The organism is Inquilinus sp. KBS0705, from assembly GCA_005938025.2.
In the GTDB taxonomy this organism is placed as follows: Bacteria; Bacteroidota; Bacteroidia; order Sphingobacteriales; family Sphingobacteriaceae; genus Mucilaginibacter.
Map to the genome: position 1 here is coordinate 418,986 of VCCI02000003.1, position 18,386 is coordinate 437,371.

An 18,386-nucleotide genomic window follows, 5' to 3' on the forward strand; every position below is an offset into this window, starting at 1 on the left:
GTGGTTAAAATTTTTGATTATTGCCCTGCCGATATAGCGATAGACTGATAAATAGTTATAGCGATAGTCTCGGCTGATGCGCTCGCAGAGCACTTGTTCCCAATGAACAAGTGCTCTGCGAACTTTGAACTTGTTCTACATGCCGTTCATCGTGCTTCAGTTTCATCTTACGCTAAATTCGGCCAGTAAACCAGGCTCTCTTGTTTGGGACTGAAACTTGGTTGGTAGCGTATGTATCCATATTCATCCAATTCACGAATGCACTTGTGATACGTTGCCACCGAAGCAATCTTGGAATATACCATCAGTTGTTTGCGGGTAATGCCAAAAGGATTGTCATAGCCGCTTTTTTGCCAGGCAGCGAACAAGGCAGCGCATAAGCTGATATGCGTACTGGAAAGGTGCTGGTCTTTTCCCATACGCCTGACCAGCCTGCTGTAATCCGCAAATGCGAGGTTTATTTTGGTTTGCATCAGCGCTGATTCCCTTCCAGTATTTTTGTGATATCCTCCAGCTTGTAGTACATCATCCCGCCGATCTTGGTATAGCGCAATGTGCCATTGATCCGCAGGTTTTGTAAGGTACCGGGAGAAATGCTCAGCATCTTCCGGACCTCCGCACTTTTGAGCCATTGTTTGGATTGCCCTGTGCCAGGCTTGATCATTTCCTTGATCTCGTTCAGTAATTCGGTTTTGAAGATTTTTAAATCTTCCTTTGATAACAGGTCCACATTCATAAAATAGTTGTTTAGTAGATGAATAAATAATAATTTGACATCCCTCCATCCCCTGAACAGGCATGGGTAGGCTCGCTGACTAAGGATTATAGAAGATCAGCCGGTTTTGCAACCAAAGCAAATGTAAATATATGTTTTGATAAAATAAAATACATCAAAACTTATGATATATTTGCAGTGCGATCATGTTCATTCAATTTAATACGGATCGGCGTTATTTGCGATAGTTGAGGTGTAAATAAATTTTAGCAGCCTATCAAAAACCGCCAAAAGCCACTGAAAATAATTTAAAAAAAAGTAAAAAAATTGAGAATCTCTTTTAAAACCTATTTCAATGACCGGCTAAAGCAGGTCAGTTTTCATGGGGTAACCACGCATCCGCTATATGTGCAGGTAACATATGAGCGCAGGACCATTTTTTTTAAGAGTTATTATTTCGAGCTATTGTCCAAAGAGCGCTATTTACTGACCATACCGGGAACCGGTATCCGAAAAGGGCCAGAACTGCTGGATGTGATTAAAATAGAAACTGAAGTCATTAAATTTATTATTGCCAGGCACTCCGATGATTTTTCGCTGGAACTCTTTAAAAGGGAATACGCTCATTACAGCAAAGACCTGTGTGACGAAATGGAAAGCGGGTTTATTAATTACCTGCATACCTTCTTCTGGGATGAGGGTATGCCTGCACTAGGAGATATTATGCTGTATGGCAGTAAAAACGTGATTGCCTTTGATGCTGTTAGGGATATGAAAAGCTCGTTTAATAAAACCGTTTATGATAAACTGATTGAAAACTCATTCTACTACGCGCCGCCATATTTATCTGTTTACGGTTTTATGAAAGAAACCAAACAATGGCCGATGCTGTTATTAACGGCGATGGAATGGGAACAGCCGGAAACTCAAGCAGCGTTTAGGGAATATGCCAGCATAAACTTTCCTGGAATGGATCCGGAAAAACTGAATAGCCAGGTCAACGACTGGGCTCGATTACAAATAAAATAAAGTAGCAATAGGATTGAACAATGCATACCATTTTTTCAACTTGAGCAACAATTGAGTTAAACCGGGTGAAAACTCAAGGGTGGGCGGCCGCTGAAAACAAAAACACTTTTGCCCATTTACATGCCCTTGAATTTTCATCCCGGTTTGGCCTAAATTCGCGAAAGGGTGAAAAAAGGAATGTAACGATGGTGGGGTGGCGAAAAGGCTGTCGTGAGCATAGCGAATGTTAGCCTGCGAGTAAGGAAAAGCTGTTTCCGGAATGCAGCATTGCGGAATGTGGAAACGGCTTTTCCTGATGGTTTTCACTACCTGCCTATAGTATAATCCCGGCCTCGCTCTTCGTCATTGTCCCGCTTCTCTGAAATTTTACCGTAGCGACCTGCAATTTGGTTAATGATCAGCGCTGCGTTTTTAGGCAGCTTATCGCTCAAATAAATTAGTTGCTGTTTTTGAATGCTCATCACAGACCTTAATTTATGATAGTCACCTGTGGCATCAATAATCTCCAGGTTGTCAAAACGGCCGGCAAAATATTCCAGATTTTTAAGCCCTTCATTGTAATTATACAGAATGCTGGCATCGTCGATATAATGGCCCCCTGCTTTTACGCGGGCTGCAACACGAGCCATCGACTCGGGAATACTTTGTAAAACAAGATATATCATATTAGTTTCGTAGCCATAGGATTTGAACCGTTCAGCAATATCCATCAATAAATGATCCCTGAAATTTGTTTCAATGACAAAATCCCTATTTTTCTTAATTGCTAATTCTATACAATCCTGAAAATATTGTTGAAATGCATGTCCAATACTTTCCGGAGGATAATTGGCGTATTTTAAAGCTATAGCGGCCTGTTCTTTATCCGGATCAAAGATAAATGCACCAGCAGGGGATAAATCCTTTGAGAAAGTCGATTTACCTGCTCCATTTGGCCCCGCTACAAAAATGAGCTGGGGTTGGGTTTTCATATCTACAGAACTTTAATAACCTGGATATTGTCAACGCCTAGTACCCTCACGAGCTCTTTATGATCACGGTATTCATGAACCATAATATCATCGGCAGGACATAACTTTTCATCAAAATAAACAATATAAGAATTGTTGTCCCATGCCTCTTGCGTTAGCATTTCTGCTGTCGGTCTAAGTCTTTCAGAGAGTTCTTCTGCTGACATTTCAAAAACAGATTTTCTGATGGGTTCAATCACAGCGGTGGTTGTTGGATTGTTATTAATTGTTCTCATACAAATATAATTATTTAAGTGAATTGATTTTTTAGTTGCTGGATTTTCATTTTCTTATTTAAAAAGCACCTGCTTTATACTTCTCTTTTAACACCGCCATATCCTTGCTGACTTTCATGTCTAATATTTTTGCATAATGCTGGGTAGTTTTGATATTAGTATGCCCTAGCATTTTTGAGACGGTCTCGATCGGCACCCCATTAGACAAAGTAACCGTTGTTGCGAAGGTGTGCCTGGCGGTGTGAAAAGTAAGCTCTTTGTTGATGCCGCAAACCCCGGCAATTTCTTTCAGGTAGGCGTTCATCTTTTGATTGGTCGAGACGGGCAATGCTTTACCTTTGATATTGCAAACAGGATCATTGCTATATTTCTCCAGTATCGTCAGCGCTGCGGGTAATAAAGGCACTTTGGTCGGTGTATCCGTTTTTAAACGTTTAGTGACGATCCACATCTCTTCGTCAGCGCCTTTTATGATCTCCGACTGCTTTAGTTTTTGTACATCTGCATAAGCCAGGCCTGTGAAACAACAAAAAAGAAAAATATCCCTGACCTGGTTTAGCCGGTCTGTATCGAAAGCTTTCTCTGATATTTGTCTAATTTGATCGGCATTAAGAAATATCCTGTCTACCTGTTTTACTTTGGCTTTATAATTTACAAAAGGATCTTTCTCTAACCATCCGCTGGCCAGGCAGATGCGGATGATCTTTTTGAAGTTCTTAATGTATTTAACCGCTGAGTTGTTGGCGCATTTTTTTTCGGAACGCAGGTAAAATTCATAATTACTGATAAAATCATGGTCGACAGCTTTAATATCGATATCTGCTACCTGGTATTTCCACTCCATAAAGCTTAGGGTGTGGCGCAAAGATGTTTCATAACGCGTTAGGGTACCTGCCGCATATTCGTTGCCGACTAACGCTGCTATCTTTTTGTTATGGTCTTTAAAAACATTGATCAAGGTCCTCAATTTTTCGGTTTTACCCAATAACTTGTTTTTAAGTAAGTCTGCGGTTATCAAAACTCCAGCTTCTGTTAACGTTTTGTGCGCCTCATAAACCTGCGATTGCAGGTTGTCAAGATAGGCGTTAAACGATTTGATTTCTTCTTTAGTGCCACGAAAGCGCCCTAATTTGCTGTTCCAGTTGGCAGGCAGGCATTCCCTGCAGGAGGTAGTTTCGGCGCGTTTACCATTTACAGTAATACGCAAATAGACGGGCATTGGCCCTTTTTCATAGTTTTTTGGCCTCTTTAAATAAAAGAGCAAGCTGAATGTAGTTTTCATACGGTTTTAAGCGTTAAAAGTGAAACAAAAGTAAGCTTGCAATTAGAACTTCACAAGATGTTCAACACTTGAACAGGTTGAATATCAAATAGATAAGTAGATATTGGTGAGTAAGAGAATCTCTGAAATTACTCACCGAATTACGCACTTCTTTATAGCGATTTGGTGAATATTATAGTCATTTAGCCTAAAAACAAAAGCCTGCAATCATTTGATTTGCAGGCTTCTATCTGTTTTTCATATTGAACTTGGCGGAGAGGGAGGGATTCGAACCCTCGATACACTTTTGGCGTATACACACTTTCCAGGCGTGCTCTTTCGACCACTCAGACACCTCTCCGGAGGTTATAAGGAGCGCAAAGGTAAAAATATAACGCTTATGGGCAATAAAAAAGCAGCCCCCTAATATTAGGGGGCTGCTAAACGAAAACTCTAACTCACAAAAACTAAACTTATATGCTGTATTTAACTAACTATTATAATAGATGGTTATTTACCGCAAAGGTTTAAACGGTTTTAAATTATTTGGTGATTATGCAGATGTATATTTTAGTTATGTTTGCTGCGGATTTGCCAATAAGGGCATTATAAAAAAGCTTGTTTTGTTTCGATGCTGAACATCAACGAGATCAAAAAACCCATAGCTGCAGAAATAGACGTTTTTGAAGAGAAATTCCGCTCTTCGATGAAAAGCTCTGTACCCCTGCTTGATCGTATTACCCATTACATTGTTAAGCGTAAAGGCAAGCAAATAAGGCCCATGTTTGTGTTTTTTTCGGCCAGTATATGCGGCGGAATTAACGAAAGTACCCACCGCGGAGCGGCCCTGGTAGAGCTTTTGCATACTGCTACACTGGTGCACGATGATGTGGTTGATAACTCGTACCAGCGCCGGGGCTTTTTCTCGATAAACGCTTTATGGAAAAACAAGATAGCCGTGCTGGTGGGCGATTACCTGCTATCAAAAGGCTTGCTGCTGTCTATTGATAACGGCGATTTTAAGCTGCTTAAAATAGTATCAGAAGCGGTAAAGCAAATGAGCGAGGGCGAGTTGCTGCAGATTGAAAAGGTAAGACGAATGGATATTGGCGAAACGGTATATTACGAAGTGATACGCCAAAAAACAGCTTCGCTTATCGCATCCTGCTGTGCATGTGGTGCGGCATCGGCCGGTGCCGATGATGCCACTATCGAAAAAATGCGCCTGTTTGGCGAGAAGATAGGCATCGCTTTCCAGATAAAGGATGATATGTTTGATTTTGGTACCGATGATGTGGGTAAACCGCTAGGCATTGATATCAAAGAAAAAAAGGTGACCCTGCCGCTTATATATGCCTTAAATAATGCCGATAGCAGCGAGAAAAAGCACATCATTAACCTGGTAAAAAACCATAACGACGACTCGAAGAAGATAAACGAGATCATCAGGTTTGTTAAGGAAAAGGGCGGGTTGCAATATGCCGAAACGCAAATGAAAACCTACACCGCCGCAGCCTTTGATATTTTAAATACTTTCCCCCCCGGCGAAGCCCGCACAGGCCTGGAGCAACTGGTGCGCTTTACCACCGAGCGTAATAAATAGAGCCAAATATTAACTTTGACAAATTTTTAAAAGTCGCTATCGCTCGTTCGGGATGGCATTTAAAAAAGGCTGTCATTTCGAACGACGGAGGAGGAGAAATCTTGTTCATTATGCAAATTCACCACCTGTCATTCGAACAAGATCCCTCCTCGCTATCGCTCGTTCGGGATGACATGGTGGATATAGTGTCTACTTCTGCTGTATGGTTATCCCATTCATATTCATAACACGGGCTACCATACCCCAGCCATAAAAATAATTAGTTACCCGCACCATCAACAGGTTATTGCCGGCCTTAAGCGGCACTTCAAATGTGGTGTTGGCTATATCCAGCCTGCCATCGGGGTATTTACGTATGGGTTGCGGGTAGTCGTTTTTATCCATGTAAAGCAAGCCGCCGTTTATATATACATGCACAAAATCGCTAAAGCCCAGTTGCATTTTTATCACCTGGTCGGTTTTTGAATGTATATTGGTTTTTAACCATACAAAGCGGTTTTTATTTTGCACGCCGCCGCCCCGGTTCTCAACCCCGCCAAACTTGCGCGTCAGGTTTATCAGTCCGCGTCGCTCGGCTAATATGGGCTCAAATTTGCTGGTATCATTCGGCATGTCGTCTTTCAAAAACTCCTGGCCGGCCTCTAACTGGCGTGGGGTAGTAACATCCCAGCGGCGTATGTAGTTAACGTCGTGGTCGGTAAGGTCGGCACCTGCCTGTGGCGATAGCCATTCTGTTTCATTCGGCTTTATCACCAAATTGGCAAAGTAGGCCTGCCCGTCAAAAGCAATGCTGCCGTTTTGCGTATCGCCCTCCAGGCGGGGTATTTGCAGCGTAGGTTTGGCCATATCATTTAAATACACCAGCATTTGCATGCCCGATATAACCAGTTTAAAGTGGTTCCAGCCGGTATTGTTAATAGCCGCGGGTGCCTGGTAGTGGTTCATCATATCCCAAAGGTTTACCCCATGTAGTATGGGCGCGTATTGTATGGCATCGTTACGCTGTTCGGTTTCGTCGGGCTTGCAGCGCAGGTACACCAATTCGCTTTGGTTGGGGTTTTGCTGCCTAAAGTAAACGCTTAAAAATGCCCCACCTTTAAAGGGTAGCGGCTCGGCATCAAACTCAATGGTGCCGTTGGTAAAATCAACACCCTTTAATGTTACCAGTTGATTGCCGGGCAATATCTTCATGGCGTTAACGCCCTTGTAGTTTACGTATTCTACCTTTTGTTTAGTGGTATCAAAAGCAGCGGCCTGCATAGCAATATGCAATTCTTTTGCTTTGGCTGTTTTTTTGGTTTGCGCAAAAAGGGGTTGCATGGTAAGCAGGCAAAACAGTAACATTGTTAACTGTTTAAGTTTGTGGGGATAAGGTTTATTTTTCATCTTTATTTTTGTTTTTGATAAAGTTGAGGCGATACAGCGGTAAACCCATATTCAAGTACATTCAAATACGTTCAAAGGCTTTAAGCAATGGGGAAAGAAGAATTTTACGTAATAAAGGCGCGCCTGCTGGCCGAACAGGCACTGGCCTGGGGCGACAGCACCGAATGGAGCGACCTTGATTTTGAAAAACTTGGAGAACGAATATTTGACAAAACCGGCAGCCTGCTTAGCATCACCACACTAAAAAGGCTATGGGGCAGGGTAAAGTACGATAGCTCGCCCAATGCCGCCACCCTAAATGTGCTTGCCCGCTTTATTGGTTTTGCCGACTGGCGCGGTTTTAAGCAGCATATAGATGCCGAAAGGCCTGTTATTGCACCGGTAAAAACATCTACGCAAAAAAAGAAAAGCTATTTCCCTGTTGTTTTAGCGGCGGCTATAACGGCTGTTATTTTAGGCGTTATCATCGCCTGGAGCTTTAAACCCAAACCTGTTAAGGCCATAAACCTTAGTGTCCCCGTTAAGTTTAGCAGCCGTAAGGTAACAGAAGGCCTGCCTAATTCGGTAGTGTTTAATTACGATGTATCGGCTTTGGGGGTTGATAGCGTTACCCTGCAACAATCCTGGGATACCAGGCGCAACGAACGCCTGTCGGCCAATCTAAAGGAGCATACTTCTATTTATTATTACCCCGGCTACTTTGGCGCCAAACTGCTGGTAAATGGCCATACTATTAAGGAGAGCCCCGTGTTTATTAAAACCAATGGCTGGATGGGTATTATTGAAAAGGACCCGGCACCTACTTACCTAAGCAATGCCGATATACACCTGCCCGGTGGTATGGGTATATCAGCAAAAACCTTGGCTGCCAAAGCAGGCACTACCGTGTTTAATAACTTTGAGATAAGCTTTAATAATGTGCGCGAATTTAAGGGCTTAAACGGTGGCGATTTTATACTGACCACCACCCTGCAAAATACATCGACCGCACAGGAATCATCGTGCCGCAAGGTGAGGGTTTGCATACTGGGTAAAAGTAATGCCATCATTATCCCGCTGGCCGATAAGGGCTGTATATCCGACCTGTATATGTACACCTCATCTGAATGGGTGAACGGAAAAAATAAGGACCTGAGCGCCTTTGGCTGCGATTTTAGCAAGCCCCAGCAATTTGCCTGCAGCGTAAAGGATATGAAACTTACCGTAAACCTTAACGGCAAACCCATATTTACCGCGCCCATTACCCAAACCATCGGCGATATTATTGGCCTATCCATTAGTTTTGAAGGGGCAGGGGAGATAAAAGATGTGAAATTGGAAAACAGTAAAGGGGTGTTGCTGGATGATAAGTTTTAAATTTCTTCCCCACCCTCTTTACGCTTGCGTAGAGAGGGTCGACGAACGAAGTGATGTCGGGGTGAGTCAGCCCAACGCATAAGTAAAATAAACCCATCAGCAACTATGTTACATAAACTTGTTAACTTCGTAACATGCAAGCCTTTGATCTCAGCTTACTAAAGTTTGGCGTATTTGATGTGTTGGATGTATTGCTGGTAGCTTTTATTATTTACCAGTTATATAACCTTATACGCGGCACCATAGCGGCCAATATATTTATTGGGCTTATTACCATTTACTTGTTGTATTTAGTGGTGAAGGCCCTGCACATGCAGCTGCTTACGGGCATACTGGCCAAGTTTGTTGATGTGGGTATCATTGCCATCATCATTGTTTTTCAGCAGGAGGTAAGGCGCTTTTTGCTGCTGGTGGGTAAAAATGCTTCGCTGCAGCGCAACAAGGCCTGGTGGAAATACTTTTTTGGCAAGGCCGAAGCCGAAAAGAACAACTACGCCCGCATTAAACCTATTATTGATGCCTGCAAAACCATGAAACAAACCCGCACGGGTGCACTCATAGTATTTGCCAAATACTACGATGAGCAGTTTTACCAAAATAGCTGCGAGGTACTTGAAGCCAAGATATCTAAACGGATGCTGGAAACCATTTTTCAGAAAAACAGCCCCTTGCACGATGGCGCGGTGGTGATATCAGAGAACAAGATCAAATCGGCCAGTTGCATACTACCCGTAACCGAAAAGGCGGATCTGCCCGCGCAGTTTGGCTTACGCCACAGGGCCGGCATAGGGGTAACCGAATCAAACGATGCCACAGCCATCATCGTATCCGAAGAAACCGGCGAAATATCATACGCCAAGCAGGGCCGCATTAAAATGGATATCAGCTTCGCTGAGCTGGAAAAGCTGCTGAATAAGGATTTTTAGAAAAGGCCGTCATGCCGTCCGCCGGCTGGCGGATCGGCATCTCACATGCCATTAATCCGCGCCTCAAAGCCTATCCTAAGAGAGAACCCCAACAAGTTTGTTAGGGCTTAGCAGTAACCAACGGCGGCGTACGCTCTACCATCACCACAGGTATCCTTGATGAACCACTTAACTTCGCTATGGGCATTTTAGATTGGCCCGGTAATACAGCAACCGGCATATGGTCGGTATTGTTGGCTACCAACAATTTGTTGGTACTGTAGTCGGTTAGCTTGCCTAAAGCGGCTAAATTTTGCAGGTTGTTATTCCCCTTTAACATGGGCGAGGTAAGCCAGCTGCTGTCGGCTTTAAACGGCTGCAAAAGCAAGGTATTATTTAAATTATTGTTAAGCGGGGCGGGTTGTTTTTTTTGAGCCATCAACTTACCCGACGCGGCAAAAAGTACGATCAATAATAAAGCCTTTTTCATGACGATTGGTGTTGTAGTGCTAAGATAATACTTTTCTTTTAATGGATATTTTTGGTAAATGTTAAAATGGATTTTTTAACATTTCGCTGCCCAACTATTGTTTATATCGAATATTTTTTTAAATTAGTAATACGGCAACCAACAAAAAAAACGAAAATGCCACACAGGCATCAACAATAATTTGCAAAACCCCACAGCGGAAGGAACAACAGATATATAAACCAAAGAAGCCGCCTGCTAATTAACAGGCGGCTTCTTTGGTTACTAAAAAATAGCTTATTCGGCTTTGGCAATATCGGCTAAAGCTTTATCAATAGCCGCCACCGAAGCGGTGTCGCCCATGGCACTACGTGCAGCTTTGATACTGTTTAACGATGCCACAGCCTGTGGCGATACGCCGTACTTTTTGTACTTAACACCAAACTCAGTTATTGATTTAATGCCCTTTTGAGCCCATTCGCTGCTTTTTATACGGCCGGTGAATGCGGCAAACTTGGCCATTAAGCCGTATTGGGTTTGGGGCTGGCTTTCGCTATAGGCGTTGTAAACAAACTCGTACTGGTCATCAGTACCGTTTGCTGCGTAAATGTTTAGTATAGCCTGGCTTAAAGCGCCTTTATTGTCTTTTTCAAAACCCTTAGCAAGGTTCATAGCATCGCCCGGGTTAAGGTCGCCCAGGGCGGTGAGGGCAGCACCCTGCAACGCATACGATTCGCTGTTTAAAGACTGTTTAAACAACGTAGTAAAGCCTGATGCCTTCAATTTACCTAAGGTGGAAATGGCGGCTGCCTTAACCAGGTTGTTAGGGTCGGTTTGCGCTAATGATGCCAGTATAGGCTGTGCCGCATTGCGTACATCATCATTGCTCATATCCAGCAGGTTAATAGCTTTTATTTGCAGTGGGTAGTACTTATCGTGCAGGGCAGCTATCAGTACCTTTTGGGCGCCTTTATCGCTTTGTTTTTTGCCTGCTGCGGTAATGGCTTCGTTGCGGTCTAAATATAACGGGGCGTTAAAGTACTGAAACACCAGTTCGTCAAGCGTTTTGCTGTCGGTTTTGCGTGCCAGTAAGGCTTTATCGCCGTCTACATTCACCAGGTTAGGTTTAGTGGCTACGCTAAAGTTTAAAGTATCGGTTTTGTCGCGCATCCAAATTTGGTGGCGCTGTACCTTACCACCGGCATAAATATCAACCGCCATAGGTAAAATAAAGGCATTACCGTCCTGTGTTTGTTGCAGGTAAACGGTTTGTAATTTGGTGGTATCGTTATATTTATAGCTGATGTTAAGCGCAGGGTGGCCTGCGCCAAAATACCATTGGTTAAAAAACCAGTTCAGGTCGCGGCCGCTGGCTTCCTCCATTGCTAAGCGTAATTGGTGCGCTTCGCCGTTTTTAAAGGCATTGGTTTTAAGGTAAATGTTTAGGCCTTTGTAAAACGCCGCATTACCTAAGTAGTTGCGTAGCATATATAAAATGCTGCCACCTTTTTGGTAGGTAACCTGGTCAAACATATCCATCTCGCTTTTATAGTGGAAACGCACCAGATTTTTACTTTTGGTATCACCACCGTTTAAATAGCTTAGCCTGTCGCCGTTAATGTGGTCGTCGCCGGCATCTTTGCCGTATTTGTGCTCGGCCCAAAGGGTTTCGCTAAAATCAGCAAATGATTCATTCACAGTAAGGTTGCTCCAGCTTTCGGCGGTTACATAATCGCCAAACCACTGATGGAAAAGCTCATGCACAATGGTGCTGCGGCCGGCATCGTAATAGCGGTCAAGCAATTCGCGGCGGGTGCCCTGTACATATTCGCCATGTAGGGTGGCGCTGGTATTTTCCATTGCGCCGCTTACGTAATCGCGTACCACAATTTGCGAATATTTGTACCATGGGTAATCAACGCCTAATGTTTTCGAGTAAAAATCGATCACCTCGGGTGTAAAACCAAATATATCTTTAGCGTAAGGTGCATATTTAGGCTCTAAATAATAGCTAACCTCTTTGCCTTTCCAGGTGTCTTTTGTTATTTTAAAATCGCCCACGGCCATCATAAACAAGTAAGGCGAGTGCGGCAACTCCTGTTTCCAGGTATCTGTACGGGTGCCATCGCCATTTATTTTTTGCGATGCTAAGCGGCCGTTTGATAAGGTTACATATTTAGCCGGAACTGTCATTACTATCTCGTCGGTAGTTTTTTGGTTCGGTTTATCAATAGTAGGGAACCAGCACGATGAGCTTTCGCTTTCGCCTTGGGTCCATATCTGTGTAGGTTTGTCCTTTTCGGTGCCTAGCGGGTTGATGAAGTATAAACCCTTGGCATCGGTAATAGCCGCGCTGCCCGATGCTTTTAACTCGTTTGGTTTAGCTGTATAATCAATATAAATGGTGTAGTTTTCGCTGTTTTGGTAAACCTTATCCAGTTTAATTAATACGCTAAGGCTATCCTGGTAAGTAAATTTAAGCGGGATGTTTTTGCCGTTTTTTACAACCGCGATGGTTTTAAGGTCCATGCCTTTAGCATCCAGCCTTAAGCTATCGGTAGGGTAAAAGTGAGGTTTTAAAGTAACCCATTCCTTGCCATACATATAGCTTTTTTTGTAATCGAACCGCACATCCAGTTTGGTATGTATCAGATCGTTAATTTTGGTTGGGGTTTCGCGGTAGATCTTTAATGCCGGATCTTCGGGTTTTGGCGCGGCAGTTTGTGCATTGGCGGTGCCTAAAGCACAGGCGCTAAGGCTACCGACTAATACGGCAGCGTAAAGAGTTTTCATATGGTTTTTAGTTTGAAATTGTATGCATGCATAATATAAGCTAAATTATAGTTTTTTATAATAAGCTATGTATGTCAATAATATAAAAATGAAGCCCACATTTCCTGCGTTAGGGAAACTATATTATTTCCCTTTGAGACGATTAGGTGTAATCCTTTGTTACAGGGAATTTGATAAATTTAGGGAGCAACTAATTCAATACAATTGTTACACAACATTATATATAAACCCCTAAATTAGCCATACCAATTATTGCGCTAAACCATTTACCAAACCAAACCCGGTTATTATGCAACGCAGACGATTTATTCAAAACATGGCTGTAACGGCAGGCAGTACCTTTTTATTTAGTAACAGTTCACTTGCTTCGGGCATTTATACAGGCTCGCCTAATAAAAAGGTGGTGCTGGGTGTAATGGGTGTTAACAGTCGCGGTGCTTTTTTAGCCCAAAAACTGGCTGCCATACCCGACGCAGAAATAGGTTATATATGCGATGTTGATAGCATTGCTATGGCCAGATGTATTGCGGATATTGAAAAGATAACCGGTAAAAAACCCATAGGTATAACAGATATACGCCAGCTGTTAGAAAAGAAAGACCTGGATGCTTTAGTAATTGCCGCGCCCGACCACTGGCACGCGCCCGCAACCATTTTGGCCTGCCAGGCGGGCAAGCATGTATATGTAGAAAAACCCTGCAGCCACAACCCTAACGAAGGCGAGATGGCGATTGCTGCATCAATTAAATATAACCGCTTAGTGCAAATGGGCAGCCAGCGCCGATCTTTTGATAACGTACAAAAAATGGTGCAGGAACTGCATAATGGTATTATAGGAAGGGCCTATTTTGCACGGGGATGGTATGTAAACAACCGAAAATCAATTGGTATTGGTAAAGAGGCGCCTGTGCCGCAAAATTTAAATTACGACCTGTGGCAGGGATATGCGCCACGCCGCCCCTATAAAGATAACCTTATACATTATAACTGGCACTGGCACTGGAATTGGGGCACCGGCGAGGCCCTGAACAACGGCACACACGAAATTGACGTGATGCGTTGGGGTTTAGGTGTCGATTTTCCTGAGAAAGTGACCTCAAGCGGCGGCCGATTTGCATTTAAGGATGATTGGGAAACACCTGATACGCAAACCATCCTGGTTAATTTCCCTAATAACACAGCGATATCATGGGAGGGTCGTAGCTGCAATGGCTATAACTCCGAAGGTGTTGGCCGTGGTGTAGTGTTTTATGGCATTAATGGTACTATTTACTATGGCGGCGGCAACGGCTACCAGGTGTACGATGCTGCCAACAAACTGGTAAAAGAGGTAAAGGATGAAACATCGGTTGATGCGGGTAATAAAGTTAGCCCTACCGAACTGCTGGACCTGGTGCACCTGCAAAATTTTATAAAAGCCATACAAGGCACCGAAAAAATTAACCAACCAATTACCGAGGGGCATAAAAGTACATTGATACCCCAATTGGGTAACATAGCGCAGCGTGTTGGGCGAGTGTTAAATTTAGACACCGCTAACGGCCACATACTGCACGATAACGAAGCTAAAAAGCTATGGAGCCGCGACTACCAACCGGGCTGGAATTTAAAAGTATAACATCAACTCATCATATGAAACCTACTACATTATTACTGGCTGCATTGTTTGCTGCCGGTATCCAAAAAGTATCGGCACAAACAAACCCTGGCTATACCAGCCTGTTCGACGGCAAAACCCTAAGGGGTTGGAAAGTACTGGCCGGCAAGGCTACGTACAAGGTAGAAGATGGCGGAATTACCGGCACTGCTGTACTTAACAGCGGGAATACGTTTTTAGTTACTGAAAATGAGTATGGCGATTTTGTATTAGAAGCCGACGTGAAAACCGAAAGTAATCAAACCAATTCGGGGATACAGATACACAGCCATTTTAATCCCGCCGGGCACGAAGGTAAGGGCCTGGTATATGGTAAACAGGTAGAGGTTGACCCCAGCGACCGCCAATGGAGTGGTGGTATTTATGATGAAGGCCGTCGCGACTGGCTATATCCATTAGAATTAAATGCCAAAGCAAAAACCGCCTGGAAAAATGGTGAATTTAACCACATAAAAATTGAGTGTATTGGCAGCAGTACAAAAACCTGGATAAATGGTGTCCCCACAGCCTACGTGGTTGATACCCTTGATGCCACCGGCTTTATAGGCCTGCAGGTACACGCCATTAGCGACAATGACCAGGCAGGAAAGCGCATATTTTTTAAGAACATCCAAATAAAAACTAAGAATATAAAGCCTGTGCCCTTCGGCAACGATATTTACGTAGTGAATCTGAAGCCCAACAGCCTTTCGAACTATGAGAAACAAGAAGGCTGGAAGCTGTTGTTCGACGGTACCACCAACACCGGCTGGCGCAGCGCCACTACCATGGTCTTCCCCACAAAAGGCTGGGAAGTTAGGGACGGTATGTTATCTGTATTAGGCTCGGCGGGCGGCGAGGCAGCCAATGGAGGAGATATTATTACTACCGACCAGTATAGTGCTTTTGATTTGTCGTTTGAGTTTAAAATAGTTAAAGGAGCTAATAGCGGCGTTAAATATTTTGTGACATTATCTGAAAAAACCACAGGTTCGGCCATTGGGTTGGAGTACCAGGTTTTGGATGATGCCGTGCACCCCGATGCCAAACTGGGCCGCGATGGCGACCGTACCCTGGCATCGCTTTATGACCTTATCCCTGCCAAAAAGCAAGCCCGTTTTGTACACCCGATTGGCGCATGGAATATAGGCCGCATTGTGGTATATCCCAATAACCATGTAGAACATTACCTTAATGGTATTAAAGTACTGGAATACGACCGCGGCTCAAAGGAATACCGCGATTTGGTAGCCATCAGTAAATATAAAATATGGAAAGATTTTGGTGAGGCTAAAACAGGCCATCTGCTGTTACAAGACCATGGCTTTGATGTAAACTACAGAAACATTAAAATAAAGGAGCTGCATTAAGTTGAAAGGCTTGATTTCCAAGTCGTAAGCTTAACATCTTGTCATACTAAATCGGCTTATAACCGAACACACAACCGTCCGATTACGAACGGTTGTTGTTTTTTGTGGCAGTGTAATTAATTGTCAATCAAGTAGTTTTATAATTGGCATGCATCTTATACACTTCTCTTGTATAGCAAGCTTGCTTGCTATAGGTTTGCCAAACAAAAACTAAGCTGTTATGATAAAAAATTACCTAAAGGTTGCCTGGCGTAACCTTGTCAAAAACAAAACACATACGTTTATAAATGTTGCGGGTCTTTCGGTAGGTATGGCGGTAGCTATGCTGATTGGCTTATGGATATGGGACGAACTTTCGTACGATAAATACCATACCAACCACGAAAAAATAGTGCGTGTAATGCAGCACCAAACCCTTAACGGTGAAACAGCTTCACAAATATCAATGCCTATCCCTTTGGGCACTATGCTGCGCAACGATTATAAAAGCGATTTTAAGTACCTGGTGATGTCCAGCTGGAATTTTGACCATATTTTGGCGGTAGGCGATAAAAAGATAACTCAACAGGGCAGTTTTATGCAACCCGAAACCCCCGATATGCTTACCTTAAAAATGATAAAAGGTACACGCGGTGGGCTTAAAGATCCATCATCTATCCTGCTATCGCAAAAGGTGGCCACAGCTATGTTTGGTAATGATGACCCGATGGATAAAACCATTAAAATTGATAACCAGATGGTGGTGAAGGTTACCGGTGTTTACGAAGACCTGCCCCATAATACCAGTTTCCGCGAGGTGTATTTTATACTGCCCTGGGACCTTTACATGACCACTCAACCCTGGCTTAAACGTGCGGCAACGCAGTGGGGCAACAACTCCTTTCAAATATTTGGTCAGCTTAACCCCAATGTTAGCATAGCCCAGGTAGATGCCCGCATAAAAGATTTAAAAAAGAAAAACATAGCCGCGCAGGGCGATAAAGTTGGCGCGTCGTTTAACCCACTGGTATTTTTGCATCCTATGGATAAATGGCATTTGTACAGCGAGTTTAAACAAGGCGTAAACATAGGCGGCGACATTAAATTTGTATGGCTATTTGGTATTATAGGCATTTTTGTTTTGCTGCTGGCTTGCATCAATTTTATGAATTTGAGCACCGCCCGCAGCGAGAAGCGTGCAAAAGAAGTAGGTATACGTAAGGCGGTAGGCTCGCTACGCGGGCAACTGATAGCGCAATTCTTTAGTGAATCGTTACTGGTTGTCGCTTTCGCGTTTTTCCTTTGTATTGTTTTAGTATTGCTGATACTGCCATGGTTTAACCAGGTGGCCGATAAAACCATGGGTGTACTTTGGGCCAACCCTGTATTCTGGATAATGGGTGTAGCGTTTAGTATATTAACAGGTGTTATAGCCGGCAGCTATCCGGCTTTTTATCTTTCATCTTTCCAGCCGGTAAAGGTGTTAAAAGGAACCTTTAAGGCAGGGCGGTTTGCGTCTCTTCCACGTAAAGTGCTGGTGGTAGTACAATTCTTTGTATCGGCTGTGCTTATCATAGGTACAATAATCGTTTACAAGCAGGTGCAGTTTACCAAAAACCGACCAGTGGGTTACGAGCGTACCGGTATGATACAGCTAAGTATGAAAACCGACGACATCCACAAAAATTTTACCGCCGTGCGCAACGATCTATTGGCAAGCGGCACTATTATAGAAATGGCCGAATCGGGTAGCCCCTTAACAAACGTTTACTCCAATAACAGCGGATACGATTGGAAAGGCAAAGCGCCCGATTTGCAAGATGACTTTGCCTACGTACCAATTACACCGGAGTTTGGTAAAACCGCCCAATGGCAATTATTACAGGGCCGCGATTTTTCGAGAGATATTAAATCAGATTCAACGGCTGTGATATTGAATGAGGCATCGGTGAAATTTATGAACCTTAAACATCCTATCGGCGAGATCATAAAAAGCGATGATTATAAAATGACGGTGATAGGTGTTGTAAAGGATATGGTGATGTCATCACCTTACGAACCCGTTAAAACTACGCTGTTTGTAATGTCCAGAGAGAACGCGGGTATGGTAGATATTCGCCTTAACCCAAAAAAGAACCCGCACGATGCATTGGCAACCATCGAAAACGTATTTAAACAATACGACCCGGGCAGCCCTTTCGACTATAAATTTACAGACGAAGAGTACGCCAAAAAATTCTCGAATGAAGAACGTGTAGGCAAACTGGCAGGTTTTTTTACGTTGCTGGCCATCTTTATCAGTTGTATGGGCCTGTTTGGCATGGCATCCTTTATGGCCGAGCAGCGCACTAAGGAGATTGGCGTACGCAAAGTGTTAGGTGCATCGGTATTTGACTTATGGCAAATGATGTCGAAAGATTTTGTAGGTCTGGTATGTATTTCTTTGCTACTTGCCGTACCAACAGCTTATTACTTTATGCATAACTGGATAAAAGACTATAAATATCATACCGAACTATCGTGGTGGGTATTTGCCTTAACCGGCGTAGGTGCCATAGTTATAACCGTTTGCACAGTAAGTTATCAAAGCATAAAAGCTGCCTTAAGTAACCCGGTAAAAAGTTTAAGAAGCGAGTAA

Annotated in this window: 16 protein-coding genes and 1 tRNA gene; 7 read left to right on the forward strand and 10 right to left on the reverse strand. The window is 43.4% G+C overall.

Annotation, left to right across the window (positions count from 1 at the left end):
• Positions 1–167: 167 nt before the first annotated feature.
• Positions 168–473 carry a hypothetical protein gene (locus FFF34_016150; GenBank protein TSD64084.1) on the reverse strand — a complete coding sequence of 102 codons (306 nt, stop codon included), beginning with the start codon at positions 471–473 and terminating at the stop codon, positions 168–170.
• Positions 473–736 carry a helix-turn-helix domain-containing protein gene (locus tag FFF34_016155; protein ID TSD64085.1) on the reverse strand — a complete coding sequence of 88 codons (264 nt, stop codon included), beginning with the start codon at positions 734–736 and terminating at the stop codon, positions 473–475. Before FFF34_016155 ends, FFF34_016150 begins: the two co-directional genes overlap by 1 nt.
• Positions 737–1,042: 306 nt before the next feature.
• Between FFF34_016155 and FFF34_016160 the strand changes: the two genes are divergently transcribed.
• Positions 1,043–1,744 (forward strand): hypothetical protein, encoded by a 702-nt coding sequence (locus FFF34_016160; protein TSD64086.1) that lies wholly within the window; start codon positions 1,043–1,045, stop codon positions 1,742–1,744.
• Here FFF34_016160 and FFF34_016165 read toward each other — a convergent pair.
• The 5 genes from FFF34_016165 to FFF34_016185 all read right to left on the reverse strand — a co-directional run bounded on the left by FFF34_016165 (position 1,730) and on the right by FFF34_016185 (position 4,612).
• Positions 1,730–2,050, reverse strand: a complete 321-nt coding sequence (locus FFF34_016165; protein ID TSD64087.1) for a hypothetical protein — start codon at positions 2,048–2,050, stop codon at positions 1,730–1,732. The two genes, FFF34_016160 and FFF34_016165, sit on opposite strands and share 15 nt — an antisense overlap.
• Positions 2,050–2,715 (reverse strand): AAA family ATPase, encoded by a 666-nt coding sequence (locus FFF34_016170; GenBank protein TSD64088.1) that lies wholly within the window; start codon positions 2,713–2,715, stop codon positions 2,050–2,052. The genes FFF34_016165 and FFF34_016170 overlap by 1 nt, the downstream gene beginning before the upstream one ends.
• Before the next feature lie 2 nt (positions 2,716–2,717).
• Positions 2,718–2,990, reverse strand: a complete 273-nt coding sequence (locus FFF34_016175; protein ID TSD64089.1) for a hypothetical protein — start codon at positions 2,988–2,990, stop codon at positions 2,718–2,720.
• A gap of 58 nt (positions 2,991–3,048) precedes the next feature.
• A complete protein-coding gene (locus FFF34_016180) occupies positions 3,049–4,272 on the reverse strand; it encodes a site-specific integrase (protein ID TSD64090.1) in 1,224 nt (407 codons plus the stop codon).
• Between the two features lie 249 nt (positions 4,273–4,521).
• Positions 4,522–4,612: transfer RNA gene (locus FFF34_016185), tRNA-Ser, on the reverse strand.
• A gap of 270 nt (positions 4,613–4,882) precedes the next feature.
• Here FFF34_016185 and FFF34_016190 point away from each other — a divergent pair.
• Positions 4,883–5,854, forward strand: a complete 972-nt coding sequence (locus FFF34_016190; GenBank protein TSD64091.1) for a polyprenyl synthetase family protein — start codon at positions 4,883–4,885, stop codon at positions 5,852–5,854.
• 189 nt (positions 5,855–6,043) lie between these two features.
• On the opposite strand, the gene FFF34_016195 is transcribed toward FFF34_016190, so the two are convergent.
• Positions 6,044–7,174, reverse strand: coding sequence for a hypothetical protein (locus FFF34_016195; protein TSD64092.1), 1,131 nt, complete (start codon positions 7,172–7,174; stop codon positions 6,044–6,046).
• Between the two features lie 153 nt (positions 7,175–7,327).
• On the opposite strand from FFF34_016195, the gene FFF34_016200 reads away from it, so the two are divergent.
• Both FFF34_016200 and FFF34_016205 read left to right on the forward strand, forming a co-directional pair.
• Positions 7,328–8,596, forward strand: coding sequence for a hypothetical protein (locus FFF34_016200; GenBank protein ID TSD64093.1), 1,269 nt, complete (start codon positions 7,328–7,330; stop codon positions 8,594–8,596).
• Between the two features lie 134 nt (positions 8,597–8,730).
• The gene (locus tag FFF34_016205) at positions 8,731–9,522 is read left to right on the forward strand and encodes a TIGR00159 family protein (protein ID TSD64094.1); all 792 of its coding nucleotides are present in this window, start codon (positions 8,731–8,733) and stop codon (positions 9,520–9,522) included.
• Between the two features lie 100 nt (positions 9,523–9,622).
• Here the strand turns inward: FFF34_016205 and FFF34_016210 are convergent, their stop codons facing one another.
• On the reverse strand, positions 9,623–9,991 hold the full coding sequence (locus tag FFF34_016210; GenBank protein TSD64095.1) for a hypothetical protein: 369 nt from the start codon (positions 9,989–9,991) through the stop codon (positions 9,623–9,625).
• A 276-nt stretch (positions 9,992–10,267) separates the two neighbouring features.
• The gene (locus FFF34_016215) at positions 10,268–12,763 is read right to left on the reverse strand and encodes a M1 family peptidase (GenBank protein TSD64096.1); all 2,496 of its coding nucleotides are present in this window, start codon (positions 12,761–12,763) and stop codon (positions 10,268–10,270) included.
• Positions 12,764–13,052: 289 nt separating this feature from the next.
• Here FFF34_016215 and FFF34_016220 point away from each other — a divergent pair, with 289 nt between their 5' ends.
• From FFF34_016220 to FFF34_016230, 3 genes are all read left to right on the forward strand, one after another.
• On the forward strand, positions 13,053–14,381 hold the full coding sequence (locus FFF34_016220; GenBank protein ID TSD64097.1) for a Gfo/Idh/MocA family oxidoreductase: 1,329 nt from the start codon (positions 13,053–13,055) through the stop codon (positions 14,379–14,381).
• Between the two features lie 14 nt (positions 14,382–14,395).
• Positions 14,396–15,769 (forward strand): DUF1080 domain-containing protein, encoded by a 1,374-nt coding sequence (locus tag FFF34_016225; GenBank protein ID TSD64098.1) that lies wholly within the window; start codon positions 14,396–14,398, stop codon positions 15,767–15,769.
• Positions 15,770–15,989: 220 nt separating this feature from the next.
• Positions 15,990–18,386 (forward strand): FtsX-like permease family protein, encoded by a 2,397-nt coding sequence (locus FFF34_016230; protein TSD64099.1) that lies wholly within the window; start codon positions 15,990–15,992, stop codon positions 18,384–18,386.

Bases quoted from the DNA above. Each gene is read 5' to 3' on its own strand.
- FFF34_016215 (TSD64096.1), bottom strand. From the start codon at position 12,763: ATGAAAACTCTTTACGCTGCCGTATTAGTCGGTAGCCTTAGCGCCTGT.
- FFF34_016220 (TSD64097.1), top strand. From the start codon at position 13,053: ATGCAACGCAGACGATTTATTCAAAACATGGCTGTAACGGCAGGCAGT.
- FFF34_016150 (TSD64084.1), bottom strand. From the start codon at position 473: ATGCAAACCAAAATAAACCTCGCATTTGCGGATTACAGCAGGCTGGTC.
- FFF34_016170 (TSD64088.1), bottom strand. From the start codon at position 2,715: ATGAAAACCCAACCCCAGCTCATTTTTGTAGCGGGGCCAAATGGAGCA.
- FFF34_016205 (TSD64094.1), top strand. From the start codon at position 8,731: ATGCAAGCCTTTGATCTCAGCTTACTAAAGTTTGGCGTATTTGATGTG.
- FFF34_016190 (TSD64091.1), top strand. From the start codon at position 4,883: ATGCTGAACATCAACGAGATCAAAAAACCCATAGCTGCAGAAATAGAC.
- FFF34_016200 (TSD64093.1), top strand. From the start codon at position 7,328: ATGGGGAAAGAAGAATTTTACGTAATAAAGGCGCGCCTGCTGGCCGAA.
- FFF34_016155 (TSD64085.1), bottom strand. From the start codon at position 736: ATGAATGTGGACCTGTTATCAAAGGAAGATTTAAAAATCTTCAAAACC.
- FFF34_016180 (TSD64090.1), bottom strand. From the start codon at position 4,272: ATGAAAACTACATTCAGCTTGCTCTTTTATTTAAAGAGGCCAAAAAAC.
- FFF34_016195 (TSD64092.1), bottom strand. From the start codon at position 7,174: ATGCAACCCCTTTTTGCGCAAACCAAAAAAACAGCCAAAGCAAAAGAA.
- FFF34_016210 (TSD64095.1), bottom strand. From the start codon at position 9,991: ATGAAAAAGGCTTTATTATTGATCGTACTTTTTGCCGCGTCGGGTAAG.
- FFF34_016175 (TSD64089.1), bottom strand. From the start codon at position 2,990: ATGAGAACAATTAATAACAATCCAACAACCACCGCTGTGATTGAACCC.
- FFF34_016225 (TSD64098.1), top strand. From the start codon at position 14,396: ATGAAACCTACTACATTATTACTGGCTGCATTGTTTGCTGCCGGTATC.
- FFF34_016230 (TSD64099.1), top strand. From the start codon at position 15,990: ATGATAAAAAATTACCTAAAGGTTGCCTGGCGTAACCTTGTCAAAAAC.